Here is an 18206-nt window from a genome sequence, read left to right as displayed (position 1 = left end):
GAGGAAGGTGGGTCACAGGGGGGACGACCCTTCGTCTGTCGTGAGCAGCCGTCCGGGCTCGGCACCCGACGCCCGCTCCGTGTCGATGGCGTGTTGCAGAATGATAACCGCTGCAACTTGATCGACGACCGGACGCTGGCTGCGAGTGGATCGGCCCGAGGCGCGAAGCGCCTGTTGCGCGCTCACCGTCGACAGCCGCTCGTCGACCAGCCGAACCGATGCGCCCGCCGCCGCCAGCCGCTCGGCGAAGCCGACCGCATCGTCGGTCGATGCCGTCGATGCCCCCGACAGCGAGAGCGGATGCCCCACCACCAGCTCGAACGCTCCGAACTCGTCCGCCAGCTCGAGGACCCGGCGCACGTCGGCGTCGCCCTCGGCGGACCGCGGCACCGTCTCGACGGGCACGGCGAGGAGGGCACCGGCGTCGCACCGGGCCACGCCGATGCGAGCGCGCCCCACGTCGATGCCGAGCCTCACGCCCGATCGCATGCGCGGACTACCGGCCGAACTCGCGCCGCACCGCGTCGAGGGCCGCGGGGATGGCCGACAGGTCGCTGCCCCCGCCCTGGGCGAGGTCGGGCTTGCCGCCGCCGCCGCCGCCGAGCACCGCCGCCATCGTCTTGGCGAGGGCCCCGGCGTTCGCGCCCGCGTCACGGGCCGCGGGCGAGGTCGCGACGATCGCGACGGGCTTGCCGCCCACCTCGGCCGTGAGGGCGACGACGGATGCCGCATCGCCGAGCTTGGCCCGCACGGCGGTGGCGAGGGAGCGCAGCTCGTCGGCGGCGCCGAGCCGCCCCACCGTCTCGGCGACGAGGAGCACGTCGCCCGTGCGCACCGCGTTCGCGGCCAGCGCCGGGACCCGGTCGCTGAGCGCGCGGGCCTCGTACGCCTGGATCTTCTTCTCGGCCGCCTTCAGGTTGGCCACGAGTTCGCCGACCCGATCCACGAGCTGCTCCGGGCGCGTCTTCAGGCTCGTGGTGAGTTCGTTGACCAGTGCGCGTTCCGCCGCGAACCGCTTGAACGCATCACGACCGACGAGCGATTCGACGCGACGGTTCGATGCGCCCACGGAGGACTCGCCGACGATGTTGATCATGCCGATCTCGGCGCTCGTCCTCACGTGCGTCCCCGCGCAGAGCTCGCGCGACCACGGTCCGCCGATGTCGACGACGCGCACGACGTCGCCGTACTTCTCGCCGAAGAGCGCCATGGCGCCGAGCGACTTGGCCTCGTCGAGCGGCATCTCGCGGGCGACGACCTGCAGGTTGTCGCGGATGGCGTTGTTCGAGATCTCCTCGATCTCGCTGCGTGTCGCCGACGAGAGCGCCGAGTTCCACCCGTAGTCGAGGCGCAGGTAACCCGCCTTGTTGAACGATCCCGACTGGTGCGCGGTCGGTCCGAGCACCTGTCGCAGCGCCGCGTGCACGATGTGGGTGCCGGAGTGCGCCTGGGTGGCGCCGCGCCGATAGTCCTCGTCGACGAGCGTCGTCGCGGGCACCCCGACGCCCACCTCGCCGGAGACGACCTTCACGGTGTGGCTGATGAGGCCCTTCACCGGCTTCTGGACGTCGATCACCTCGAGTTCGAAGCCATCGCCGACGATGCGGCCCTGGTCGGGCGCCTGGCCTCCCGACTCCGCGTAGAGCGACGTCTCGGCGAGGATGACCTCCGCCGTCTGGCCGGCGGTCGCGACCGGAACGGGCCGCCCGTCGACGATGAGGCCGAGCACGGTCGATTCGGTCGAGAGATCCGTGTAGCCCGTGAAGATCGTCTCGCCCTTCGCGCGGAACTGCCCGTACACCGAGAGATCGGCGAGCACCTTCTTCTTCGACTTCGCGTCGGCCTTCGCCCGCGTGCGCTGGGCGGTCATCAGCTCGTCGAACGCGCCGCGGTCAACCGCGAGACCGGCCTCCTCGGCCATCTCGAGCGTGAGTTCGATCGGGAAGCCGTAGGTGTCGTGCAGGAGGAATGCGGTGTCGCCCGCGAGCTCCGTGCGACCCGACTGCTTCGTCGCGGCGACGGCGGTGTCGAGGATCGACGTGCCGGCGGCGAGCGTGCGCAGGAACGTCTCCTCCTCGCCGAGCGCGAGCTGCTCGATGTGCGCGTAGTCGTGCGCGACCTCGGGGTAGGCCGCCTTCATGGCGTCGCGCGACGCGGCGAAGAGCTCGCGGAAGGTCGGGCCCTCGACGCCGAGGAGCCGCATCGCGCGGATGGTGCGCCGGAGGAGCCGGCGGAGGATGTACCCGCGGCCCTCGTTCGACGGCGCGACGCCGTCGCTCATGAGCATGAGCGACGAGCGCACGTGGTCGGCGATGACGCGCATGCGCACGTCGTCGTCGTGGTTCGCGCCGTACCTGCGGCCGGAGAGCTCCGCCGCCCGGTCGAGCACCGGGCGCACCTGGTCGATCTCGTACATGTTGTCGACGCCCTGCTTGATGAACGCGACGCGTTCGAGGCCCATGCCGGTGTCGATGTTCTTCTTCGGCAGTTCGCGCACGATGCGGAAGTCGGTCTTCGACGTCACGTCGTCGATGAGGTACTGCATGAAGACGAGGTTCCAGATCTCGACGTACCGGTCGTCGTCGGTGGCCGGGCCGCCGTCGACGCCGTAGGCCGGTCCGCGGTCGAAGAAGATCTCGGAGCACGGACCTGCCGGGCCCGGCTGGCCCGTGTGCCAGTAGTTCGTGTCCTCATCGAGACGCTGGATGCGCTCCTCAGGGAGTCCGGCGACCTTCTTCCAGAGTTCGAAGGCCTCGTCGTCCTCCCGGAAGACGGTGACCCAGAGGTCGTTCGGGTCGAAACCGAGCCCGCCGTCTTCTTCGGGGGTGGTGAGAAGCTCCCACGCGAAGGCGATGGCGCCTTCCTTGAAGTAGTCGCCGAACGAGAAGTTCCCGCACATCTGGAAGAACGTGCCATGCCGAGGGGTCTTGCCGACCTCCTCGATGTCGTTCGTGCGGATGCACTTCTGCACGCTGGTCGCGCGAGGGTACGGCGCGGGCACGAGACCCGTGAGGTAGGGCACGAACGGCACCATGCCGGCGACCGTGAAGAGGAGCGTCGGGTCCTCGGAGACGAGCGAGGCCGAGGGCACGACGGTGTGGCCGCGCGCGGCGAAGAAGTCCAGCCATCGCTGGCGGATGTCTGCAGTCTGCATGGTTCCGTTCTGGTTCAGCTGCCCGGCGTCGCCGGGCGGGTCGTGGTGCCGGCCGTCAGCTCGTGGCGGAGGCGTCGCCCTCGGCGCGGAGTTCGGCGTCGCGCTCGTGGTAGCCCTCGGCGATGGCCTTGCCGAAGGCCCTGGCCTTGGCGTCGATCGAGGAGAAGAACTCCCGGCCCTGCTTGGTCTGGTTGAGCTGGTGCGCGGCGACGAAGCCGGTAGCGACACCAACGGCGAACCACAGCATGCTCTTCACGAAGTGCTCCCTCTGACCGATCGAAGCCGCGCGACCACCGCCCGGCACGCATCCATACAGTCTAGTGGCGGTGGATGCCGGCGAAGACGGAGCAGGGGCCGCGGGATGTCCCCGCGGCCCCTGCTCGATCTCGCGGATCAGCGAGCGGCGTAGTACTCGACGACGAGCTGGACGTCACAGGTCACGGGGACCTCGGCGCGCTTCGGACGACGCACGAGCGTCGCCTGGAGCTTGTCGAGCTGCACGTCGATGTAGCCCGGCACCTTGGGGAGCACGTCGACGTGTCCGCCGGCCGCAGCGACCTGGAACGGCTCGGTGCCCTCGGAGCGCTGCTTGACGCCGATGGTCTGGCCCGGCTTCACCCGGAACGAGGGACGGTCGACGATCTTGCCGTCGACGAGGATGTGGCGGTGCACGACGAACTGGCGGGCCTGCGCGATGGTGCGGGCGAAACCGGCGCGGAGCACGAGCGCGTCGAGTCGCATCTCGAGCAGCTCGACGAGGTTCTCACCCGTCAGGCCGTCGGTGCGGCGAGCCTCGTTGAAGGCGATGCGGAGCTGCTTCTCGCGGATGCCGTACTGGGCGCGCAGGCGCTGCTTCTCGCGCAGACGCACCGCGTAGTCGGAGTCGGCCTTGCGCTTCGTGCGGCCGTGCTCGCCGGGGGCGTACGGACGCTTCTCCATGTAGCGGGCGGCCTTCGGGGTGAGGGCGACGCCGAGCGCACGGGAGAGGCGGGTCTTGCTGCGTGACTGGTTCGACACGAATGTCCTTTCGGAAGAATCTCAAGTGTGATCTCACGGCGCGCTCGCGCACCGGAAGTCTGTGTCAGAGGGATTCGCCAAGGGTGGATCGGCTACAGATCGCACCCGTTCGCCGATGATCCTCTCGCAGCCGCACGCGAGAATCTGGCTTCAGGCCAACGAAAATGCTATCACGAAGGGGAAGTCCGCCCAAACGCCGCGGATCGCTCACCGACCGCCCCGGACGATGCGCCGCAGCTTGGCCAGCCGTGCGGACACCTCGCGCTCGTTGCCGTGCTCGGTGGGCTCGTAGTACACGGCGCCGCGCAGCGAGTCGGGCAGGTAGTCCTGCGAGACGACGCCGATGGGGTCGTCGTGCGGGTACACGTAGCCCTTGCCGTGGCCGAGCCGCTTCGCGCCGGGGTAGTGCGCGTCGCGCAGATGCTTCGGCACCGGGCCGGCCCTGCCGGCGCGGACATCGGCGATCGCCTGGTCGATGCCGAGGTAAGCGGCGTTCGACTTGGGCGCGGTCGCGAGGTGCACGACGGCCTGCGCGAGCGGGATGCGCCCCTCGGGCATGCCGATGTACTGCACGGCATCGGCGGCGGACACCGCGACGCCGAGCGCGGTGGGGTCGGCCATGCCGACATCCTCGGAGGCGAGCACGATGATGCGCCGCGCGATGAAGCGCGGATCCTCCCCGGCTTCGATCATGCGTGCGAGGTAGTGCAGTGCGGCGTCGACGTCGCTCCCCCGCACCGACTTGATGAACGCGCTGATGACGTCGTAGTGCTCGTCGCCGTTGCGGTCGTACCTGAGCAGCGCGCGGTCGACGGCGCGGGCCACGACGTCGGCCGTGATGACGGGCTTCGGCGACTCCGCGGCATCCGTCTCCCCATCGCTCTCGGCCACGGACTGCGACGCGGCGACCGCGGCGGCCTCGAGTGCCGTGAGCGCACGCCTGGCGTCGCCGGAGGCGAGCCGGATGATCGCGGCCCGTGCCTCGGGCTCGAGCTCGACCCGGCCCGCGAGGCCGCGGGCGTCGTCGAGCGCACGGTCGACGAGCACGCCGAGGTCGTCGTCGGTGAGGAGTTCGAGCGTGAGCAGCAGCGAGCGCGAGAGCAGCGGCGAGATGACCGAGAACGACGGGTTCTCGGTCGTCGCGGCGACCAGGATGACCCAGCCGTTCTCGACGCCCGGCAGCAGCGCGTCCTGCTGCGCCTTCGTGAACCGGTGGATCTCGTCGAGGAAGAGCACGGTGGACAGGCCGTACAGGTCGCGGCTGGCCCTGGCCTCCTCCATGACCTGGCGGACGTCGCGCACACCCGCCGTGACCGCGGAGAGCTCGACGAACTTGCGGCCGGACGACCGTGCGATGGCCTGGGCCAGCGTGGTCTTGCCGGTGCCCGGCGGACCCCAGAGGATGACCGACACCGAACCGGACTCGCCCGAGCGATCGCTCGCGAGCGCGACGAGCGGAGAGCCCGGGGTGAGGAGATGACGCTGGCCCGCGACCTCGTCGAGGCTCGTCGGGCGCATGCGCACCGCGAGTGGGGTCGCGCCGGAGCGCAGCCCCGGGCCGGAGTCCACCATGCCGACCAGCGTAGCCGCGGCATCCGACACCGGGGCGCCTCCGCGGGTGCGATTGGTGCCGAAACCGGGGCTTGCGTAGAGTCGGCACGCAGGAGTCCCGAGAAGGAGCATGCGTGGCATCGAACGACCGTCAGGCGCGTGAGGAACGAGCGCGCCTCCGAACCTACCGGGCCCGCCAGGAAGTGCACGCCCGCAAGCAGCGTCGACGCACCAGGGACAACGTGATCGCGGTCGTCGCGCTGATCGTCGTGCTCGCGCTCGCGACGGCCGCCCAACTGCTCTACTTCAACGGCGGCCCGGGCACGCCCGAGGCCGAGCCGACGGCCACGCCCACCCCGACGGCCACGCCGCCCGCGGGCGAGAACGAGGGCGACGTCCCCTCGGCCGACATCGCCGAAGGCCGCACCTGGACGGGCGTCCTCACGCTCAACGACATCCCGCTCGGCGTCGAACTCGACGGCGCGGCCGCCCCGCAGGCCGTCTCGAGCGAGATCAGCCTCATCCGGTCGGGCTTCTACGACGGCACGACCTGCCACCGCCTCACCAAGGACAACATCTGGGTGCTCCAGTGCGGCGATCCGGTCGGCGACGGTACCGGCGGCCCCGACTACAGCTACGGCCCCGTGGAGAACGCTCCGGCCGACGGCGAGTACCCCGCCGGCACCATCGCCATGGCCCGCCAGTCGCTCGACGGCTACAGCCACGGCAGCCAGTTCTTCATCGTCTACGAGGACACGCACCTGACTCCCGACGAGGCCGGCGGCTACACCGTCATCGGCCGCGTCACGAGCGGCCTCGAGGAACTGCGCTCGGGCATCACCGATGCCGGCACCGCCGACGGCTCGACCGACGGGGCGCCCGCGGTGCCCGTGACGATCACCGGATTCACGATCGAGTGACGTCCGGCACCGCCCGCGGGCGGTGCAATAGGCTTGATGCCGTCATCGCCGCCGCTGGCGGCATCCGACCACGACAGGGTGAGGCCGTGACCGATTCAGAGCAGCAACCGTGGGGCCGCGTCGACGAGACGGGCACCGTCTTCGTACGCACCTCCGACGGCGAGCGTGAGGTCGGCCAGTACCCCGACGCGACACCCGTGGAGGCCCTCGCCTACTTCGAGCGCAAGTACGCCGACCTCGCGGGCCAGGTCGGCCTCCTCGAGCAGCGCGTCCGTCGCGGCGCCCCGGCGGCGGATGTCGCCAAGGCCGTCGCGTCACTGCGCGAGTCGGTCGCGGCCGCCAAGGCCGTCGGCGACCTCGAGGCGCTCGCACGTCGTCTCGAGGCGCTGTCGGGCACCACCAAGGAGCTCACCGAGCAGCAGCAGGCGGAGGCCAAGGCGGCCGTCGCCGAGGCCATCGCCGAGCGCACGCGGATCGTGGAGCAGGCCGAGGCGCTCGCCGCACAGGACCCGGCCAAGACGCAGTGGAAGCAGGCGACGGCCGAGCTCGACGCGCTCTTCGCGAGCTGGCAGCAGCACCAGCAGGAGGGCCCGCGCCTGCCGAAGAACGAGGCGAACGAGCTCTGGAAGCGCTTCCGCACCGCCCGCTCGACCATCGAGCAGCATCGCAAGGCGTTCTTCGCCGAACTCGACGCCGCGCATCGCGACGTCCGCTCACGCAAGCAGCGCCTGATCGAGCGTGCCGAGGCCCTCGCCCCGCGTGGCGCCGACGCCGTGGCCGACTACCGCGGCCTCCTCGACGAATGGAAGCAGGCGGGCCGCGCGGGCAAGAAGGTCGACGACGCGCTCTGGGCGAAGTTCAAGGCCGCCGGCGACGTGCTCTTCCAGGCGAAGGCCGAGATCGACGCCAAGGAGGACGAGGAGTACCGCGGCAACCTCACCGAGAAGCTCGCGCTCCTCGAGGAGGCCGAGAAGCTGCTCTCCGAGAGCGAGCCGAAGCAGGCCCGCGCGGCGCTCAACCGCATCCAACGGCGCTGGGACGACATCGGTCGCGTTCCCCGCGACCAGGTGCGCCCCGTCGAGGATCGACTGCGCAAGGTCGAGACGCATGTCCGCACCCTCGAGGACCAGCAGTGGGAGCGCGAGGACCCCGAGAAGAAGGCCCGCTCCGAGGGGATGCTCGGCCAGCTGCAGGAGGCCATCGCCAAGCTCGAGGCGGAGCTCGCGGCCGCCGAGGCCGCGGGCGATCGGCGTGCGGCGGACGCCGCGCGGGAGGCGCTCGATGCGCGCCGGGCCTGGCTCAAGGCCGTCGGCGGCTGACCCGGTACCCCCGACCCACTCGTCCGCGCACGGCGCTGCGGCGGCCCGGTTCTCCACATTCGGGGCGGTCCGACCGCCGACGGGCGGGGCGATACCCGAACATGGGCGAATGGCCCGACTCCCCGCGGTGCTCGGCACCGTCGACCTTCCCATCGCCGAACTCTGCGCCGCACGACTCGACGGCGAGCTGTTCGCCATCGACGACGGCTGGGCACCGGTCGACGAGCCCGACCTCCCCGCCTTCCGCGCGGCGGTCGTCGCGCTCCGGATGCCCCGACCGCTCGTCATCGAGCGGATGTCCGCCGCGTGGGTGCACGGCGCCGTGCCCGTGCCTCCGCCGGTCGCGCAGTTCTGCGTACCGCACAGCGCGCGCATCGCGGTGCTCGGCGACCGTCGCGCATCCGTGCGCGAGGTGCGCATCGACGACTCCGAGATCGTCGACCTCGGGGGCATCCGCTGCACGTCCGTCGTCCGCACCGGCTTCGACGTGCTGCGCGACCCCGACTACGACGCCGTGGGCGGGGAGTCGGTGGTGAACGCCCTCATCGAGGCCAGGCCGTGGCTCGCGACGGCACTCCGCGACCGGCTGGACGCCGCCACCCGCATGCCGCACAAGGCGCTCGCGATCGCGCGTCTCGCCCAGGCGGCACTCCCGACGAGCGCGGCCGATCAGCCGTCGCTCACGCGGTAGACGTCGTACACCGCGTCGATGCGCCGGACGGCGTTCAGCACCCGGTCGAGATGCGTGGTGTCGCCCATCTCGAAGACGAACTTGCTCAGCGCGAGGCGGTCGGTCGAGGTCGACACGTTGGCCGACAGGATGTTCACGTGATGCTCGGAGAGCACCCGCGTGACGTCGGAGAGCAGGCCGGCCCGGTCGAGCGCCTCGATCTGGATCTGCACCAGGAACACGCTCTTCGAGCTCGGCGCCCACTCCACGTCGATCATGCGCTCGGGCTCCCGCATGAGGGCCTGCACGTTGTGGCAGTTCGACTGGTGCACCGAGACGCCCGTGCCACGCGTGACGAAGCCCACGATCTCGTCTCCCGGCACGGGGGTGCAGCAACGGGCGAGCTTCACCAGGATGTCGGGTGCGCCGCGCACGAGCACGCCAGAATCCGAGCTCCGCGGCAGCGGTCGCGACCGCACCGGCAGCGGCAGGTCGGGCTCGTCGCCCTCCTCGACGTCGCGCACGAGCGCGACCACCTTCTCGAGCACCGACTGAGTGGAGACGTGCCCCTCGCCGACTGCGGCGTACAACGACGAGACGTCGTCGTACTTGAGCAGCGCCGCCACCTCGGCGAACGACTCCTGGCTCATGAGCTTCTGGAGCGGCAGGTTCTGCTTGCGCATCGCGCGGGCGATCGCGTCACGACCCTGCTCGATCGCCTCGTCGCGGCGTTCCTTCGTGAACCACTGCCGGATCTTGTTCCGCGCGCGCGGGCTCTTGACGAACGTCAACCAGTCCTTGCTGGGGCCGGAGTCGGGGTTCTTCGACGTGAACACCTCGACCACGTCGCCGCTGTTCAACTCGCTCTCGAGCGGGACGAGGCGGCCGTTCACCTTGGCGCCCATCGTGCGGTGCCCCACCTCGGTGTGCACGGCGTAGGCGAAGTCCACCGGGGTCGCACCGGCCGGCAGGCCGATCACGCGGCCCTTCGGCGTGAAGACGTAGACCTCCTTGGCGCCGATCTCGAACCGCAGCGAGTCGAGGAACTCCCCCGGGTCGGCCGTCTCGGCCTGCCAGTCGGAGATATGCGCGAGCCACGCCATGTCGGTCTCGTTGGCCCCGGCCACCTCGGTCGTGCGCCCCGAGTTCATCCGCTCCTTGTACTTCCAGTGCGCCGCGACGCCGTACTCGGCTCGCTGGTGCATGTCGTGCGTGCGGATCTGGATCTCGACCGGACGACCCTTCGGCCCGATGACCGTCGTGTGCAGCGACTGGTAGAGGTTGAACTTCGGCGTCGCGATGTAGTCCTTGAAGCGTCCGGGCAGCGGTGTCCACCTGGCGTGGATCGCCCCGAGCACGGCGTAGCAGTCGCGCACCGAGTTCACGAGCACCCGGATGCCGGTGAGGTCGTAGATCTCATCGAAGTCACGGCCTCGCACGATCATCTTCTGGTAGATCGAGTAGTACTGCTTGGGCCGCCCCATGACCTTGCCGCGGATCTTCGCGGCCTTGAGGTCCTCGCCGACCAGGTCGATGACGTTCTGCACGAACTCCTCGCGCTGCGGCGTGCGCTGCCTCACGAGGCTCTCGATCTCGGCGTAGAGCTTCGGGTACAGCACCGCGAACGAGAGGTCCTCGAGCTCGAGCTTGATCGCCTGGATGCCGAGGCGGTGCGCGAGCGGCGCGTAGATCTCGAGGGTCTCGGTGGCCTTGCGGGTGGCGGACTCGGCGGGCACGAACCCCCACGTGCGGGCGTTGTGCAACCGGTCGGCGAGCTTGATGATGAGCACGCGGATGTCCTTCGACATCGCCACGATCATCTTGCGCACGGTCTCGGCCTGAGTCGAGTCGCCGTACTTGACCTTGTCGAGCTTCGTGACGCCGTCGACCAGCATGGCGATCTCGTCGCCGAAGTCGGCACGCACCTGGTCGAGCGTGTAGGCGGTGTCTTCCACGGTGTCGTGCAGGAGCGCGGCGGCCACCGTCTTCGAGCCGATGCCCAGGTCGGCGAGGATCTGGGCGACGGCGACCGGGTGCGTGATGTACGGCTCCCCGCTCTTGCGCTTCTGGCCCTCATGGGCTCGCTCGGCGACCGTGTAGGCGCGCTCGACCAGCGCGAGGTCGGCCTTGGGGTGGTGCATCCGCACCGTGCGCATGAGCGTCTCCACCGCACCCGTCGGCTGCGCCCTCGAGAAGATGCGGGGTACGAGGCGGCGCAGCGAAGCGGTCGAATTGACTCCCGCTTCAGTCATGCGCGTACCTCCAGGACTCAATTATCGCCGCTCCGAGCCTTGGTTCGCGCCGCGCTCGCCCGAGGCGAACGTCATGCGGTCGGCACCGCTTCCGCCGAGGCCCCGGATGCCGCGCCCGCGCGCTCGCGCTCCTTCAGCACCTTCTGGTCGTGCCGCCTGATCGCCGGCTCGCCTTCGCGCAGCTGCGAATACAGCGGGGCGGCGATGAACACGGTCGACCACGTGCCCACGATGATGCCGATGAGAAGGGCGAGCGAGATGTCTCGGAGCGTGTCGGCTCCCAGCACGCCGGCGCCGATGAAGAGGATCGCGGCGACCGGGAGTGCCGCCACCACGCTCGTGTTGATCGAGCGCACGAGGGTCTGGTTCACCGCGAGGTTCACCGACTCGGCGAACGTGCGCCTCGACTCGGTGCCGTCTTCGGCGGTGTTCTCGCGGATCTTGTCGAACACGACGACGGTGTCGTAGAGCGAGTAGCTGAGGATCGTCAGGATGCCGATCGTCGCGGCGGGGCTCACCTCGAAGCCGACGGCGGCATAGACGCCGACGGTCACGATGAGATCTCCGAGGAGCGCGAGCATCGCCGCGAGCGACATCTTCCAGGTTCGGAAGTACAGCGCCATGATGATCGCCGCCAGCAGGAGGAACGCGGCGAGACCCACGAGTGCCTGCCTCGTGACATCCGCTCCCCAGCTCGGGCCGATGAACGAGGAGGTGACCTCGGACTCGGGCACGTCGTACGCCTCGGCGAGTGCCGTGGTGACGGCGCGCGACTCGGTCTGCTCGAGCTGGTCGGTCTGCACTCGCACGCCATCGCCGCCCACGATCGTGACGCGGGTGCCGGCATCGGGCACGACGGAGGCCACGGCGTCGATCGCCGGTCCGGGTTCGGCGTTCTCGATGCCCGCGATCTGGAACTGAGATCCGCCGCGGAACTCGATGCTGAAGTTGATGCCGCGGAACACGGGAATGAGCACCGACAGGATGATCAGCACCGCCGCGATCGCGTACCACTTCTTGCGGCCGCCGACGAAGTTGAACGATCGCTTGCCCGTGTAGAGGTCGTTGCCGAATGTGGTGAGCCGGTTGGCCATCAGGACTCCTTGCCTTCGCCCGTGCCGCTGCCGACGCCCGCGGTGGCCTTGCGCTCTGCGATGGTCTGGCGCTTCTGCGCCTCCTTCGAGCTCGACGCGACCTTGCTCGCCGGAACCGCGACGGGCTTGCGGAACTCCGCGCGGCCCCGGTAGACGGCGCCCAGCGCGTTCGGGTCGAGACCCGACCACGGATTGCCGCTCGAGAAGAATCGCGTCTGCGCGAGCAACTGGAGCATGGGATGCGTGAACAGGATCACGACGATCACGTCGATGATCGTGGTGAGGCCGAGCGTGTAGGCGAAGCCCTTCACGCTGCCGACCGCGAGGACGAACAGCACGATCGCCGCGAGGAGGTTGACGCCCTTCGAGGCCAGCACCGTGCGGAACGCACGCTTCCAGCCCGCTTCGACGGCGCCGACGAGGGGCCGACCGTCGCGCAGCTCGTCGCGGACGCGCTCGAAGTAGACGATGAACGAGTCGGCCGTAAAGCCGATCGCGACGATGAGGCCGGCGATACCCGCGAGCGAGAGGCGATAGCCCTCGCGCCAGGAGAGGATCGTGATCATCAGGTAGGTGATGAGGGCCGCGATCGCGAGCGAGGCGATCGTCACCGAGCCGAGCGCGCGGTACTGGAAGAGCGTGTAGATCACGACCAGGATGAGGCCGATGAGGCCGGCCACGAGCCCCGACTGCAGCTGCGAGGTGCCGAGCGTGGCCGAGATGGTGTCGGACGACTGCACCGTGAAGCTGATCGGCAGTGCGCCGAACTTCAACTGGTCGGCGAGCGTCTTCGACGACTCCTGCGTGAAGTTGCCCGTGATCTGCGGGCGGCCGTCGGTGATCACCCCGTTCATCTGCGGTGCGGTGAGCACGGCGCCGTCGAGCACGAACGCGAACTGGTCGCGCGGGCTCGCACCCTCGGCCTGCAGCGCGAAGAGCCGCGTCGAGACTGCGGCGAAGTCCTCGGTGCCCTGCTCGTCGAACTGGATGTTGACCGCCCACTGACCCGTGCTGGCGCCCGTCTGGGTGGTCACCATGCCGTTGGTGGCGTTGACGATGTTCTCGCCGCTCGCCTCGACCGGGCCGAGGAGGTACTTCACGCTGCGCGCGACATCGCAGGTGACGAGCGGCTCGTCGGCGGGCGCGACGTTGGCGGCCGCCTCGTCGAGGGTCGCGCAGTCGAAGGTGTCGAACTCCTGCTGCAGCGCCGGCGTGACCCAGGCGAGGTCGCTGCCGTCGGTCGGTTCGGCGGTCGGCGTCGACTCCAGTTCCTCGGCGGGCTCGGTCGGTTCGGGACTCGCGCTCGGATCGATGGACTGGTTCGTCGCGACGTCCGCGAGGAGCACGGCACGGAGCTCGAGCTTCGCCGAAGACTCGATGCGGTTGCGCGTCTGGTCATCGAGCTCGCCCGGGATGCGGACGACGACGTTGGAGCCCTCGGTGTTGATCTCGGCCTCGGCGACGCCCGACGCATCGACGCGCTGGCGGATGATCGACACCGCCTGGTCGAGCTGTTCCTGGGAGACGGTCTGGCCGGTCTCGACCTGGGGCTCGAGGATGATCTGGGTGCCGCCCTCGAGGTCGAGCGCGAGCTTGGGCGTCCACGATCCGCCGCCCCAGATGACGCCCGCCGCGTTGATGGCGAAGAGGCCGACGATGATGACGCCGAGCCAGCTCAGCGACCGCCAGGCCTTGCGAACGGGGGTCGGCCTCGATGACCGCTTGGATGGTGCAGCCACGTGTTCTGCTTTCTCTGCAAGAGCCCGCGCGGGTCACGCGCGGGCCGAGCCTCGGTGGGGAGCCTTAGCCGTCCGACTTCTTGGTGTCGGGCGTCTCGTCGGTCGGGGCGTCGTCGACTCGCTCGCCGAACTCCGGCTCTCCGTCGCCCGCGACCGAGCCGACCTCGGTCGCGGCGGGGGCCGCGACCGGCTCGACGACGCGCGCGACCGTCTGGCGGTGCACCGTGAGGACCGTGCCCGGGGAGGTCTCGAGGAGCACCTGGTTCTCGTCCTCGTCGATCGAGAGGATGGTGCCGAAGACGCCGAAGTTGGTCATCACCTTCGCGCCCGGCTGGACCTTCGTCTGCAGTTCACGCGCCTCGGCCTGCCGCTTGCGCGAGTTGCGGAACATGAAGAAGATCAGCACCGCCAGGACGGCGAGCATGATGATGGTGAACGGATCGAACGTCATGAGGGGTTGAAACCTTCCGGTGTGCGGCATGCCGCACGAAGTCGACGGCGTTGAGGACGAAGCCTCCAAGGATTATAGGTCATCGATGGGAAGGACGGCTGCGCCGTCGGACGGACCGTTCGACAGCCCGAAATGCCGCCACGCCGAGGGTGTGGCGACCCGCCCGCGGGGCGTGCGCGTGAGCAGGCCGATGCGGACGAGGAACGGCTCGACGACCGCCTCGATGGTCTCGGCCTCCTCCCCGACCGAGACGGCGAGGGTGTTGAGGCCGACCGGACCGCCGTCGAAGCGCGTGAGGATCGTCTGCATCACCGCGCGGTCGAGCCGGTCGAGCCCGAGCTCGTCGACGTCGTACAGTTCGAGCGCCGCGCGCACGGCATCGACGTCGGCACCGCCGCGCCGCCCCGAGCCGGTCGGCGGGTGCACGAGCGCGTAGTCGCGCACCCGGCGGAGCAGTCGGTTGGCGATGCGGGGCGTGCCGCGGCATCGCCCGGCGATCTCGGCGATGGCTTCGCCGTCGATCGCGAGTCCGAGCATCGACGCCGCTCGCGCGAGCACCTGCTCGAGCTCGGCCTCGTCGTAGAACTCCAGATGTGCGGTGAAACCGAACCGGTCGCGCAGCGGGTTCGGCAGGAGGCCCGCCCGCGTGGTGGCCCCGACGAGCGTGAACGGCGAGAGGTCGAGCGGCACCGACGTGGCGCCGGCGCCCTTGCCGACCATGATGTCGATGCGGAAGTCCTCCATGGCGAGGTAGAGCATCTCCTCGGCGGACCGCGCCATGCGATGGATCTCGTCGATGAACAGCACCTCGCCCGGCACCAGCGAGCTGAGCACGGCCGCCAGGTCGCCGGCGTGCTGGATCGCCGGTCCGCTCGACATGCGCAGCGGCCGACCGCCCTCGTGCGCGACGATCATGGCGAGCGTCGTCTTGCCGAGGCCCGGAGGACCGGCCAGCAGGATGTGGTCGGGCGTGCGCTGCTGCAGGGTGGCCGCCGTGAGGAGCAGCTGCAGCTGCCCGCGCACGCGGGTCTGGCCGACGAACTCGGCGAGGCTGCGCGGACGCAGGGCACCTTCGAACGCCAGCTCCGCCTCGGACGCGAGCGCCGGATCGGTGAGGTCGAGGTCGAGGTCGCCGTCGTCGGTCTCGTGGCGGGTCATCGCACGCGTCCAGACTGCTGCGCAGGCCCGAGTCGCGTCAGCGTGAGGCGAAGGAGCGCGGGCACCGAGGTCGCCTCGGTGTCGGACGCCGTGGCCATGGTCTCGTCGACGGCCTCGGCCGCCACGCGCTCCGACCAGCCGAGCCCGGTGAGCGCGGCGAGCACGCTCTCGGCCACGCCGCCGGTGGCGATCGCGGCCGGCGCCGGCCGCGAGGTCGTGGCGACGAGCTTGCCGGCGAGCGACACCGTGATGAGCTTCGCGGTCTTGGGCCCGATGCCGCTGACCTTGCGGAACACCGCATCGTCGTCGGCCTGCACCGCGGCGGCGACCTGCTCGGGAGAGAGCGCCGAGAGCACGCCCAGTGCCGACTTGGGACCGACGCCCGTGACGCCGATGAGGAGCTCGAAGACCTCGAGTTCATCACGGGTGGCGAAGCCGAACAGGGTCAGCGCGTCCTCGCGCACGATGAGGCTCGTGTGCACCGTGATGTCGTCGCCCTCTCGGCTCGCGAGCGCCAGCGCGGGCGTGGCGTTCACGTGGAATCCGACGCCGCCGACCTCGATCACGACCGAACTGCCGGCCGCAGCGAGCACGCGGCCGCGAAGAGAGGAGATCACTCCTTCAGCCTACGGGCCGCCCCCGACACGGCGGCGGAGCGCTCCGCGGCGAGCCATGCACGCTGCGCCGGCGTGAGCGTCGAGGCATCCGTCACGGTCGTCGCGGCGGCCGAGTCGAGCACGGCGGCGCCCGCCACTCCCCCGGTGCGCCAGGCATGGCAGATGGCCAGCGCGAGCGCATCGGCGGCGTCCGCCGGCTTCGGCACCGCGTCGAGGCCGAGGATCCGCGCGACCATCGCGCCGACCTGTGCCTTGTCGGCGCGCCCGTATCCGGTGATCGCGGCCTTCACCTCGCTCGGCGTGTGCAGCGCGACGGGCAGCGCCCGGCGCGCGGCGATGAGCATCGCCACGCCCGAGATCTGGGCGGTGCCCATGATGGTCGAGACATCCGACCGCGCGAAGACCCGCTCGAGCGCGACCGCCTGCGGGCGGTGCTCCTCGAGGATCGCCTCGATCCCGTCGGCGATCCGGGCGAGCCGCCGGGGGGTGTCGAGGTCGGCGGGCGATCGCAGCACGACGACGTCGACGAGCCGTGCGGTGCGATTCGACTCGACATCGACCACGCCCACGCCGCAGCGGGTGAGGCCGGGGTCGATGCCGAGCACGCGCACGGCGACGGCCTAGTCCTCCGCCTCGAACTCGGCCTGCGCTTCGGGCGTGAGGTCGAAGTTGCTGTAGACGTTCTGCACGTCGTCGCTGTCTTCGAGGGCGTCGATGAGCCGGAAGACCTTGCGAGCCGTGTCGGCGTCGATCTCGACCTTGAGGTTCGGCACGAACGCGGCGTCGGCGGAGTCGTAGTCGATGCCCGCCGCCTGCAGTGCGGTGCGCGCGGCGACCATGTCGGATGCCTCGGTGATGACCTCGAACGTCTCGCCCTCGTCGGTGACCTCCTCGGCGCCGGCGTCGAGCACCGCGGCGAGCACGTCGTCTTCCGTGGTGCCCTCGGCGGGCACGACGATGACGCCCTTGCGGGCGAAGTTGTAGGCGACCGAACCGGGGTCGGCCATGGTGCCGCCGTTGCGGGTCATGAGCGTGCGCACCTCGGCGGCCGCGCGGTTGCGGTTGTCGGTGAGGCACTCGATGAGGAGGGCGACGCCGTTGGGCCCGTAGCCCTCGTACATGATGGTCGTGTAGTCGATCGACTCACCGGTCAGGCCGGCGCCGCGCTTGATGGCGCGATCGATGTTGTCGTTCGGAACCGAGGTCTTCTTCGCCTTCTGCACGGCGTCGACGAGCGTCGGGTTGCCGGAGAGGTCGGCGCCGCCCATCTTGGCGGCCACCTCGATGTTCTTGATGAGCTTCGCGAACGACTTCGCCCGTCGCGCGTCGATGACGGCCTTCTTGTGCTTGGTCGTCGCCCACTTGGAATGCCCGGACATGCGTCTCCCGTCTGGGTGGTCGGTACCCCGACATTCTAGGCCAGTCGGCGCAGGGCGACCGGCGCGGCCCCGGCGGGCCGGAGCCGCCGCATGGCCCGCTCGTAGCTGCGACGGCCGACGAGCCGGTAGGCCAGGCGCATCGGGCCGGGCAGCTCTCGCGCGATCCAGGCGTCGCGCTCGCCCTCGGGAAGGCTGTCGATCATCAGCCCGAGCAGCACGAACAGGGGCAGCGGCGGCTTCTCCCGCTGCGCGTGGGCGGAGATCTCGTCCCACTCGGCATCCGTCAGCACCGCGTCGAGAATCGGCAGGGCATCGCGCTCCTCGTCGGCGAGGTGCTCGGCGAGCATGCGGTCGAGCTCGTCGAGCGAACACGCGAGCCGCTCGGCGACCAGCACGTCCGCCTCGGGCGCCCAGGCGTCGACGAGCGCGTCGATCGCGTCGAGCCGGTCGGAGACGGCATGGTGCTGACCTCGCATCGCCGCCACGTGCAGGCCGCAGGCGGGGGCGCGCTCGGTCATCCGGTCCCAGAAGAACTCGTCCTCCGCGCGGTGGTGCAGGTGCAGGAGGGTGGTGAGGCCGTGCAGGTATCGCGCGAGGAACGCCGCGCGCTCGGCGTCTCCCTGTTCGACGTCGCGGACGAGCGTCGGCGCCTCGGCGAAGAGGCGGCGGAAGAGCCGGTGGATGCGGACGACCTCATCGCTGCGGCAGGTGGTGTCGGTGTCGGCGGTCGCGGGAGCGCCGGTGCTGGGGAGTCGCGTGGTCACGGCAGACCAGCCAAGCGGATGCCGCGACCGGCCGCACCGGGGAGAACCCTGAACCCGTGAGCGAGCCGCCGCGATTCCGCTGCGACGCTCCTATGGGTGTCAAGCGGGGTGTTCGAGGAGT

The 18206-nt window shown here is 70.3% G+C and carries 17 protein-coding genes; 3 read left to right on the top strand and 14 right to left on the bottom strand.

Translation table 11 applies throughout. The annotated features are described in order from the left end of the window. Positions 1 to 12 precede the first annotated feature (12 nt). The 5 genes from ruvX to EZM51_RS03335 form a co-directional block, all read right to left on the bottom strand. On the bottom strand, positions 13 to 489 hold the full coding sequence (gene ruvX, locus EZM51_RS03355) for a Holliday junction resolvase RuvX (protein WP_136706847.1): 477 nt from the start codon (positions 487 to 489) through the stop codon (positions 13 to 15). A 7-nt stretch (positions 490 to 496) separates the two neighbouring features. Next, positions 497 to 3154, bottom strand: a complete 2658-nt coding sequence (gene alaS / locus EZM51_RS03350) for an alanine--tRNA ligase (protein WP_136706846.1) — start codon at positions 3152 to 3154, stop codon at positions 497 to 499. 55 nt (positions 3155 to 3209) lie between these two features. Continuing rightward, positions 3210 to 3401, bottom strand: coding sequence for a hypothetical protein (locus EZM51_RS03345; RefSeq protein ID WP_248305484.1), 192 nt, complete (start codon positions 3399 to 3401; stop codon positions 3210 to 3212). 146 nt (positions 3402 to 3547) lie between these two features. Further along, positions 3548 to 4171 carry a 30S ribosomal protein S4 gene (gene rpsD / locus EZM51_RS03340; protein WP_136706844.1) on the bottom strand — a complete coding sequence of 208 codons (624 nt, stop codon included), beginning with the start codon at positions 4169 to 4171 and terminating at the stop codon, positions 3548 to 3550. Between the two features lie 207 nt (positions 4172 to 4378). Then, complete coding sequence (locus EZM51_RS03335; RefSeq protein WP_136706843.1) at positions 4379 to 5743, bottom strand: replication-associated recombination protein A; 1365 nt, start codon at positions 5741 to 5743, stop codon at positions 4379 to 4381. A 113-nt stretch (positions 5744 to 5856) separates the two neighbouring features. On the opposite strand from EZM51_RS03335, the gene EZM51_RS03330 reads away from it, so the two are divergent. The 3 genes from EZM51_RS03330 to EZM51_RS03320 all read left to right on the top strand — a co-directional run bounded on the left by EZM51_RS03330 (position 5857) and on the right by EZM51_RS03320 (position 8652). Further along, the gene (locus EZM51_RS03330; protein ID WP_136706842.1) at positions 5857 to 6642 is read left to right on the top strand and encodes a peptidylprolyl isomerase; all 786 of its coding nucleotides are present in this window, start codon (positions 5857 to 5859) and stop codon (positions 6640 to 6642) included. Between the two features lie 86 nt (positions 6643 to 6728). Further along, positions 6729 to 7961, top strand: coding sequence for a DUF349 domain-containing protein (locus tag EZM51_RS03325; RefSeq protein ID WP_136706841.1), 1233 nt, complete (start codon positions 6729 to 6731; stop codon positions 7959 to 7961). A gap of 109 nt (positions 7962 to 8070) precedes the next feature. Continuing rightward, positions 8071 to 8652, top strand: a complete 582-nt coding sequence (locus tag EZM51_RS03320) for a hypothetical protein (protein ID WP_136706840.1) — start codon at positions 8071 to 8073, stop codon at positions 8650 to 8652. On the opposite strand, the gene EZM51_RS03315 is transcribed toward EZM51_RS03320, so the two are convergent. From EZM51_RS03315 to EZM51_RS03275, 9 genes are all read right to left on the bottom strand, one after another. Next, the gene (locus EZM51_RS03315; RefSeq protein WP_136706839.1) at positions 8631 to 10883 is read right to left on the bottom strand and encodes a bifunctional (p)ppGpp synthetase/guanosine-3',5'-bis(diphosphate) 3'-pyrophosphohydrolase; all 2253 of its coding nucleotides are present in this window, start codon (positions 10881 to 10883) and stop codon (positions 8631 to 8633) included. The two genes, EZM51_RS03320 and EZM51_RS03315, sit on opposite strands and share 22 nt — an antisense overlap. Positions 10884 to 10954: 71 nt before the next feature. Then, on the bottom strand, positions 10955 to 11977 hold the full coding sequence (secF, locus tag EZM51_RS03310; RefSeq protein ID WP_136706838.1) for a protein translocase subunit SecF: 1023 nt from the start codon (positions 11975 to 11977) through the stop codon (positions 10955 to 10957). Next, positions 11977 to 13716 carry a protein translocase subunit SecD gene (gene secD / locus EZM51_RS03305; RefSeq protein WP_248305446.1) on the bottom strand — a complete coding sequence of 580 codons (1740 nt, stop codon included), beginning with the start codon at positions 13714 to 13716 and terminating at the stop codon, positions 11977 to 11979. The genes secF and secD overlap by 1 nt, the downstream gene beginning before the upstream one ends. Positions 13717 to 13780: 64 nt before the next feature. Continuing rightward, positions 13781 to 14167 carry a preprotein translocase subunit YajC gene (yajC, locus tag EZM51_RS03300; protein WP_136706837.1) on the bottom strand — a complete coding sequence of 129 codons (387 nt, stop codon included), beginning with the start codon at positions 14165 to 14167 and terminating at the stop codon, positions 13781 to 13783. Between the two features lie 72 nt (positions 14168 to 14239). Continuing rightward, the gene (gene ruvB, locus EZM51_RS03295; RefSeq protein WP_136706836.1) at positions 14240 to 15325 is read right to left on the bottom strand and encodes a Holliday junction branch migration DNA helicase RuvB; all 1086 of its coding nucleotides are present in this window, start codon (positions 15323 to 15325) and stop codon (positions 14240 to 14242) included. Then, positions 15322 to 15942, bottom strand: coding sequence for a Holliday junction branch migration protein RuvA (ruvA, locus tag EZM51_RS03290; RefSeq protein ID WP_136706835.1), 621 nt, complete (start codon positions 15940 to 15942; stop codon positions 15322 to 15324). Before ruvA ends, ruvB begins: the two co-directional genes overlap by 4 nt. Further along, on the bottom strand, positions 15939 to 16553 hold the full coding sequence (ruvC, locus tag EZM51_RS03285) for a crossover junction endodeoxyribonuclease RuvC (RefSeq protein ID WP_136706834.1): 615 nt from the start codon (positions 16551 to 16553) through the stop codon (positions 15939 to 15941). The genes ruvA and ruvC overlap by 4 nt, the downstream gene beginning before the upstream one ends. A gap of 9 nt (positions 16554 to 16562) precedes the next feature. Beyond that, positions 16563 to 17321 carry a YebC/PmpR family DNA-binding transcriptional regulator gene (locus tag EZM51_RS03280; protein ID WP_136706833.1) on the bottom strand — a complete coding sequence of 253 codons (759 nt, stop codon included), beginning with the start codon at positions 17319 to 17321 and terminating at the stop codon, positions 16563 to 16565. 35 nt (positions 17322 to 17356) lie between these two features. Next, positions 17357 to 18085: a hemerythrin domain-containing protein gene (locus EZM51_RS03275; RefSeq protein ID WP_169053780.1), complete on the bottom strand. Its 729-nt coding sequence runs from the start codon at positions 18083 to 18085 to the stop codon at positions 17357 to 17359. Between the last annotated feature and the right edge of the window lie 121 nt (positions 18086 to 18206).

Origin of the sequence: Agromyces sp. H66 (assembly GCF_004959775.1) — a bacterium.
GTDB lineage: Bacteria > Actinomycetota > Actinomycetes > Actinomycetales > Microbacteriaceae > Agromyces.
Note: the sequence above shows the minus strand (reverse complement) of the source record. Positions and strands in the feature narration are given on the sequence as shown.